The 6477-nt window shown below is 64.0% G+C and carries 7 protein-coding genes and 1 pseudogene; all 8 read left to right on the top strand.

The window, feature by feature from the left end; translation table 11 throughout:
* On the top strand, nucleotides 1-768 hold a 768-nt coding region (locus ABYB95_RS14580), incomplete at its 5' end, for a 3-hydroxyacyl-CoA dehydrogenase family protein (RefSeq protein ID WP_372659293.1).
* A 153-nt stretch (nucleotides 769-921) separates the two neighbouring features.
* A complete protein-coding gene (locus tag ABYB95_RS14575) occupies nucleotides 922-2097 on the top strand; it encodes an acetyl-CoA C-acyltransferase (RefSeq protein ID WP_372659292.1) in 1176 nt (391 codons plus the stop codon).
* Between the two features lie 156 nt (nucleotides 2098-2253).
* Complete coding sequence (locus ABYB95_RS14570) at nucleotides 2254-4077, top strand: acyl-CoA dehydrogenase (RefSeq protein ID WP_372659291.1); 1824 nt, start codon at nucleotides 2254-2256, stop codon at nucleotides 4075-4077.
* Nucleotides 4077-4280, top strand: a complete 204-nt coding sequence (locus ABYB95_RS14565; protein ID WP_372659290.1) for a hypothetical protein — start codon at nucleotides 4077-4079, stop codon at nucleotides 4278-4280. Before ABYB95_RS14570 ends, ABYB95_RS14565 begins: the two co-directional genes overlap by 1 nt.
* Nucleotides 4277-4582: a Dabb family protein gene (locus ABYB95_RS14560; protein ID WP_372659289.1), complete on the top strand. Its 306-nt coding sequence runs from the start codon at nucleotides 4277-4279 to the stop codon at nucleotides 4580-4582. The genes ABYB95_RS14565 and ABYB95_RS14560 overlap by 4 nt, the downstream gene beginning before the upstream one ends.
* Nucleotides 4583-4659: 77 nt before the next feature.
* Nucleotides 4660-5451 (top strand): SDR family oxidoreductase, encoded by a 792-nt coding sequence (locus ABYB95_RS14555; RefSeq protein WP_372659288.1) that lies wholly within the window; start codon nucleotides 4660-4662, stop codon nucleotides 5449-5451.
* A 176-nt stretch (nucleotides 5452-5627) separates the two neighbouring features.
* On the top strand, nucleotides 5628-6056 hold the full coding sequence (locus tag ABYB95_RS14550; protein ID WP_372659287.1) for a PaaI family thioesterase: 429 nt from the start codon (nucleotides 5628-5630) through the stop codon (nucleotides 6054-6056).
* Between the two features lie 25 nt (nucleotides 6057-6081).
* Nucleotides 6082-6477, top strand: a pseudogene (locus tag ABYB95_RS14545) (NADP-dependent oxidoreductase); the annotation flags it as partial.

Raw genomic sequence — 6477 nt, 5'->3', positions numbered from 1 at the left:
GAGGTGGTGCGTGGCGAAAAGACGGCGAACGACGTCCTCGCGACGGTGATGCAGCTCGGCAGGAAGATCCGCAAGACCTGTGTCGTCTCGGGCGTGTGCGACGGCTTCATCGGCAACCGCATGATCGAACAGTACGGCCGCCAGGGCGGCTTCTTGTTGGACGAAGGCTGCACCCCGGCGCAGGTCGACAAGGCGATGGAGAAGTTCGGCATGGCCATGGGCCCGTTCCGCATGGGCGATCTGGCCGGCAACGACATCGGCTGGGCGATCCGCAAGCGCCGCTACCAGGAAAAACCGGACATGAAGTACAGCAAGACCGCCGATCTGCTGTGTGAAAAAGGCCGCTTCGGCCAGAAGACCGGTGCCGGCTGGTACGACTACGTGCCCGGCAAGCGCGACGCCATCCCGAACGCCGAGGTGGTGCAGATGATCGAAGACCACCGCAAGTCGCTGGGCATCCAGCCGCGCAAGATTTCCGACGAAGAAATCGTGCAGCGCCTCGTGTTTTCGCTGGTGAACGAAGCCGCCCACATCCTCGAAGAAGGCATTGCCAACAAGGCCAGCGACATCGATGTGGTTTACATCTTCGGTTACGGCTTCCCGGCGCACCGCGGCGGCCCCATGATTTACGCCGACACCGTGGGCCTGTTCAACGTGGTCCAGGCCATGAAGCGCTTCGCCAAGAACCCGCTGGACGACGCCAAGTTCTGGGAACCGGCGCCGCTGCTGGCCCGCTTGGTGGCCGAAGGCAAAACCTTTAATCCGTGATGTCCCCCCTGCGCCGCTTCGCGTCTTCCCCCCGGAGGGGGGACGCACCCTGTGGCCCGGCGGAGCCGGTTCCACGGGCGCACTGGACAACAGCCATCGCCTCCGAATAGCTCGTAGCCATCCGCTTTTTATTCGAATCTCAAGGACTCCATCATGACCAACGCCGTCATCGTTTCCACCGCCCGCACCCCGCTCGCCAAGAGCTGGAAAGGCGCTTTCAACATGACCCATGGCGCCACGCTGGGCGGCCATGCGGTCCAGCACGCTGTTGAGCGCGCCGGCATCGACGCCGCCGAAGTCGAAGACGTGATCATGGGTTGCGCCAATCCCGAGGGTGCCACCGGCGCCAACATCGCGCGCCAGATCGCCCTGCGCGCTGGCCTGCCCATCACCGTCTCGGGCATGACCGTCAACCGTTTTTGCTCGTCCGGCTTGCAGACCATCGCCATGGCCGCACAACGCATCATCGCGGGTGAGGGCAGCGTTTATGTGGCCGGTGGTGTGGAGAGCATTTCCTGCGTGCAGCAGGAAATGAACACCCACATGCTGGCCGACCCCTGGCTGGTGAAGAACAAGCCCGAGATCTACTGGAACATGCTGCAGACCGCCGAGCAGGTGGCCAAGCGCTACAACATCGGCCGCGACGCCATGGACGAATACGGCGCCGCCAGCCAGCAGCGCGCCACGGCCGCATTGGAAGCCGGTCTGTTCAAGGACGAGATCGCACCCATCACCGTCACCGCGGGTATCGCCGACAAGGCGCTGGGCCTGATCACCAAAGAAGTCACTGTTGAAAACGACGAAGGCATCCGCGCCGGCACCACGTTTGACGGCATCCACGGTCTGCGCTCTGCACTGCCGGGTGGCCTGATCTCGGCCGGCAACGCCAGCCAGTTCTCTGATGGCGGCGGCGCTTGCGTGCTGATGGACGAAACCCTGGCCGAGAAGCGTGGCTTGAAGCCGCTGGGCCGTTTCCTCGGTTTTGCCGTCGCTGGTTGTGAGCCCGACGAAATGGGCATTGGCCCGGTCTTCGCCATTCCCAAGGTGCTCGCGCGCCTGGGTCTGAAGGTGAGCGACATCGACCTGTGGGAACTGAACGAAGCCTTCGCCGTGCAGGTGATCTACTGCCGCGACAAGCTGGGCATTCCGGGTGACAAGCTCAACGTCAACGGCGGTGCCATTGCCGTGGGTCACCCTTACGGTGTGTCGGGCCAGCGCCTGACCGGCCATGCTTTGATCGAAGGCAAGCGCCGTGGTGCCAAACGCGTCTGCGTGACCATGTGCATCGGTGGCGGCATGGGCGCAGCTGGCGTGTTCGAAGTGCTGTAAAGAGCACCCCCCGCGCCGCTTCGCGTCACCCCCCATAGGGGGGCGATGCCTGTGGACCGGCGGAGCCGGATCCACGGCATCTCTGGATGCAGACACGTGCTCCGACAAGGGGCGGGTGCTCTGCTTGGTTGGTTCTTCTCGTTGTGGATGATCCCCATGAGCCTTCGCCCTACCGTCGATTTCCTGCTCTATGACTGGCTCAACGTGCCTTCGCTCGGCGAGCGCGAACGCTTCGCCGATCACAGCCGCGAAACCTTTGACGCGGTGCTCGACACCTGCGAGCGCATTGCGCGCGAGAAGTACGCACCCTTCAACCGTTTGGTGGATACGCAAGAGCCGCATTTCGATGGCGAAAAAGTGATCTTGCCGCAGGCCACGCACGATGCCGCAAAGGCGTATGCCGAGAGCGGCATGCTGAGCGCGGCGCAAGACTACGACATTGGCGGCATGCAGTTGCCGTACACGGTGGAGGCGGCGGCCAATGCCTTCTTCGCCATGGCCTCGGTGAGCATCGGCTCGGGCATGCTGACCACGGGCAATGCCAACCTGCTCATGAAGCACGGCACGGCTTTGCAAAAGCAGGTGTTTGCGCTGAACGAATTTTCTGGCCGTTGGTCGGGCACCATGTGCTTGTCCGAACCGCAGGCCGGCTCAAGCCTGAGCGATGTGGCGACCCGCGCCGTGCCCGACGGCGAGGGCTTTGAGGGCGACCCGCTGGGCCCGCGCTACCGCCTCACGGGCAACAAGATGTGGATATCGTCCGGCGAGCACGAGCTGACCGAGAACATCGTCCACCTGGTGCTGGCCAAGATCCCCGACGAAAGTGGCAAGCTGGTGCCCGGTACACGCGGCATTTCGCTCTTCATCGTGCCCAAGAAAATGGTCAATCCCGGTGGCGAGCTGACCGGCGAGCGCAACGACGTGGCGCTGGCGGGCCTGAACCACAAATGCGGCTGGCGCGGCACCACCAATACGCTGCTCAACTTCGGCGAAGGCAAATACCCGGTGGCGGGCGCTGCTGGCGCCGTCGGCTATCTGGTCGGGCAGCCGGGCAAAGGCCTGGCCTGCATGTTCCACATGATGAACGAGGCCCGCATCGGCGTGGGCCTGGCCGCCACCATGCTCGGCATGGCGGGTTACCACGCCTCGTTGGACTACGCCAAAAACCGCCCGCAGGGCCGCCCCATGGGGCCGGCCGGCAAAGACCCGGCCCAGCCGCAGACCCGCATCATCGAACACGCCGATGTGAAGCGCATGTTGCTGGCGCAGAAAGCCTACGGTGAAGGCGCCATGGCGCTCAACCTGTATTGCGCCCGTCTGGTGGACGAGCAGCACACGGCAGACGCCGACGCCGCCAACCAGGCGCGCCTGTTGCTGGAGGTGCTGACCCCTATCGCCAAGAGTTGGCCCAGCGAATGGTGCCTCGAAGCCAACAGCCTGGCGATCCAGGTGCTGGGGGGCTACGGCTATACGCGCGACTTTCCGGTGGAGCAGTATTGGCGCGACAACCGGCTCAACATGATCCACGAAGGCACGCACGGCATCCAGGCCATGGATTTGCTGGGCCGCAAGGTGCTGATGGAGGAGGGCAAGGGCCTGCAATTGCTGGCCGAGCGCATGCAAGACACCATGGCACGGGCGCAGCAGGTGCCGGTGCTGGCCACACATGCCGAGCGATTGGGTCAGGCCTTGTCGCAGGTGACCCAGGCCACGCAGGCCGCGTGGTCGACCGGCCAGCCCGTTGAAGCACTGGCCAATGCCGTGCCTTATATGCAAGCCTTTGGCCACACCGTTCTGGCCTGGATCTGGCTGGACGTGGCGCTGGTGGCGCAAACCAACGCAGACAGCGCCGCCAACGTGGGGCGCCTGAGCGCTTGCCGCTTTTTCTTCCACTACGAACTGCCGAAAATCGGCGCCTGGCTGGCGGTGGTGGCAAGCCGCGACCCGACCTGCGCCAACATGCCTGAGGAAGCGTTCTGATGCCTACAGCACTGCAACTGCAACGCCTGCAAACCCTGATCTGGGTTTTGATTTACGGCGGCTTGCTCACCGGCGTGCTCGGCCTGGCCCTGCAAGACAGCGATGCCGATCTGAGCTGGACGCTGGCTGTGGGCGGCGGCCTGGTGGCCTTGCTGGGTGTTGTGCTCATTTTTGTACGCGCCCGCCTGAAGGAGTCGCCATGATCCGGCACATCGTCATGTGGAAGTTGAAGGATTTTGCCGAAGGCGCCGACAAGCCCACCAACCTGGTCAAAGCCAAAGCCTTGCTCGACGCCTGCGCCGCGCTCGCGCCCGGCATTCTGAGTTTCGAAGCGGCGGTGGCCGCACCAGGCAGAGAGTGCAGCTACGACCTGGTGCTGAACAGCGCTTTCGTCGACCAGGCCGCACTCGACGCCTACCAGAACCATCCCCAGCACGTGGCGCTCAAACCCTTCATGGGTGCTGTGCGCCAGGAGCGCCAGTGCATGGATTACGAAACCGACTGAACCCAGCGGCGGGTGCGCTACGGGTACTGCCCGAACGAACACCCCCCTACACAAACCAACAACCCAGGAGACCTTTCATGACCCGCACTGTTCAACAACTTTTTGATCTCAAGGGCAAGACCGCCCTCATCACCGGCGGTTCGCGCGGCCTCGGCCTGCAAATGGCCCATGCGCTGGGCGAGCAGGGCGCTCGTGTGGTGATCAGCTCGCGCAAGGCCGAAGATCTGGAAACCGCCACCGCCGAGCTGCAAGCCGCGGGCATTGACGCGCGCTGGATCGCCGCCGATTGCGGGAAAGAAGCCGACATCCAGCGCCTGGCCGACGAAAGCCTGCAGCGCCTGGGCGACATCGATATCTTGGTCAACAACGCAGGCGCCGCCTGGGGCGCACCGGCCGAAGACCACCCGCTGGAAGCCTGGGACAAGGTGATGAACCTGAACGTGCGCAGCTATTTTCTGTTGAGCCAGATCGTGGCCAAGCGCAGCATGATCGCGCGCAAGAGCGGGCGCATCATCAACACCGCGAGCATCGCCGGTCTCGGCGGCAATCCGCCCGAGATGCAGACCATTGCCTACAACACCTCCAAAGGCGCGGTGATCAACTTCACCCGCGCTCTGGCCGCCGAGTGGGGCCGCTATGGCATCACCGTGAACGCGATTTGCCCGGGCTTCTTTCCGAGCAAGATGACCCAGGGCACGTTGAAGGCCATGGGCGAAGAAAAGCTCGCGGCCCACGCGCCGCTGCTCCGCCTCGGTGACGACGAAGACCTCAAAGGCCTGACGGTGCTGTACGCCTCGGATGCTGGCAAACACATCACCGGCCAGTGGCTGGCGGTGGACGGCGGGGTGTCCGTGGTCACCGGTGGGTAGTTTTGGCGCATCCCCGCGCCGCGCCCGTGGCGCGTCACCCCCTCAAGGAAGCGACGCCTGTGGCCCGGCAATGCCGGTTCCACGGCCTCTTTGGCCCATACATTTCGGCTATCCATCTGGGCTATTTACCTGGATTTTGAGGTCCCATTTTTGAACGATTGCGACACACTGTGACCATGAAATTTTCGGTTCATATCCCTTTTGTCGAACTGCTGGGCTTCGAACTGCTCCGCATGGAGGGCGGCGAAGCCGAGATCGCTTTTGCGCCCGGACCGGAGCACGGCAACTCGTTCAACGTGGTGCACGGCGGCGCCAGCATGACGCTGATGGACGTGGTCATGGCCCACGCGGCGCGCTCGGTCGAACCGGCCATGGGTTGCGTCACCATCGAGATGAAAACCAGCTTCATGCGCGCGGCCAGAGGGCCTTTGCGGTCCGAGGGCAAGCTGCTGCACCGCACCGCCACCATGGCCTTCACCGAGGCCCGCATTTTCGACGCACAAGACAAACTGTGCGCACACGCCACCGGTACTTTCAAATACGTGGCGCGCCTGCCCACCGGGCCCGGCAGCGCCCAGAGCCTCAACCCGATTTCAACCGACTGACGCCAGTCTCTTCCAGGAAACCACCATGCCAACCAACCAACAAATCGTGCTCGACAACCGCCCACAGGGCGAGGCCACCGTGGCCAACTTCAAACTCGTCAGCAGCGAGACACCGGCCCTGGCCGATGGCCAGGTGCTGGTGCGCCACCACTACCTGAGCCTGGACCCCTATATGCGCGGTCGCATGAACGACAGCAAAAGCTACGCCGCCTCGCAGGCGCTGGGCGAAGTCATGATCGGCGGCACCGTCGGTGAAGTGGTCGAAAGCCGGCACCCCAAGTTCCAGGCCGGTGACCAGGTCGTGGGCATGGGCGGCTGGCAGCAATTCAGCGTGGTCGATGCGACCCAGCCCGGCGCCTTGCGCAAGGTCGACACCACGCACGTGCCGCTGTCCTACTACCTCGGCGCGGTCGGCATGCCG

Source organism: Hydrogenophaga sp., assembly GCF_041633695.1.
Lineage (GTDB): Bacteria > Pseudomonadota > Gammaproteobacteria > Burkholderiales > Burkholderiaceae_C > Hydrogenophaga.
This window is presented reverse-complemented; position numbering and strand designations above follow the sequence as displayed.

Bases quoted from the DNA above. Each gene is read 5' to 3' on its own strand.
- ABYB95_RS14565 (WP_372659290.1), top strand. From the start codon at position 4,077: ATGCCTACAGCACTGCAACTGCAACGCCTGCAAACCCTGATCTGGGTT.
- ABYB95_RS14575 (WP_372659292.1), top strand. From the start codon at position 922: ATGACCAACGCCGTCATCGTTTCCACCGCCCGCACCCCGCTCGCCAAG.
- ABYB95_RS14555 (WP_372659288.1), top strand. From the start codon at position 4,660: ATGACCCGCACTGTTCAACAACTTTTTGATCTCAAGGGCAAGACCGCC.
- ABYB95_RS14560 (WP_372659289.1), top strand. From the start codon at position 4,277: ATGATCCGGCACATCGTCATGTGGAAGTTGAAGGATTTTGCCGAAGGC.
- ABYB95_RS14570 (WP_372659291.1), top strand. From the start codon at position 2,254: ATGAGCCTTCGCCCTACCGTCGATTTCCTGCTCTATGACTGGCTCAAC.
- ABYB95_RS14550 (WP_372659287.1), top strand. From the start codon at position 5,628: ATGAAATTTTCGGTTCATATCCCTTTTGTCGAACTGCTGGGCTTCGAA.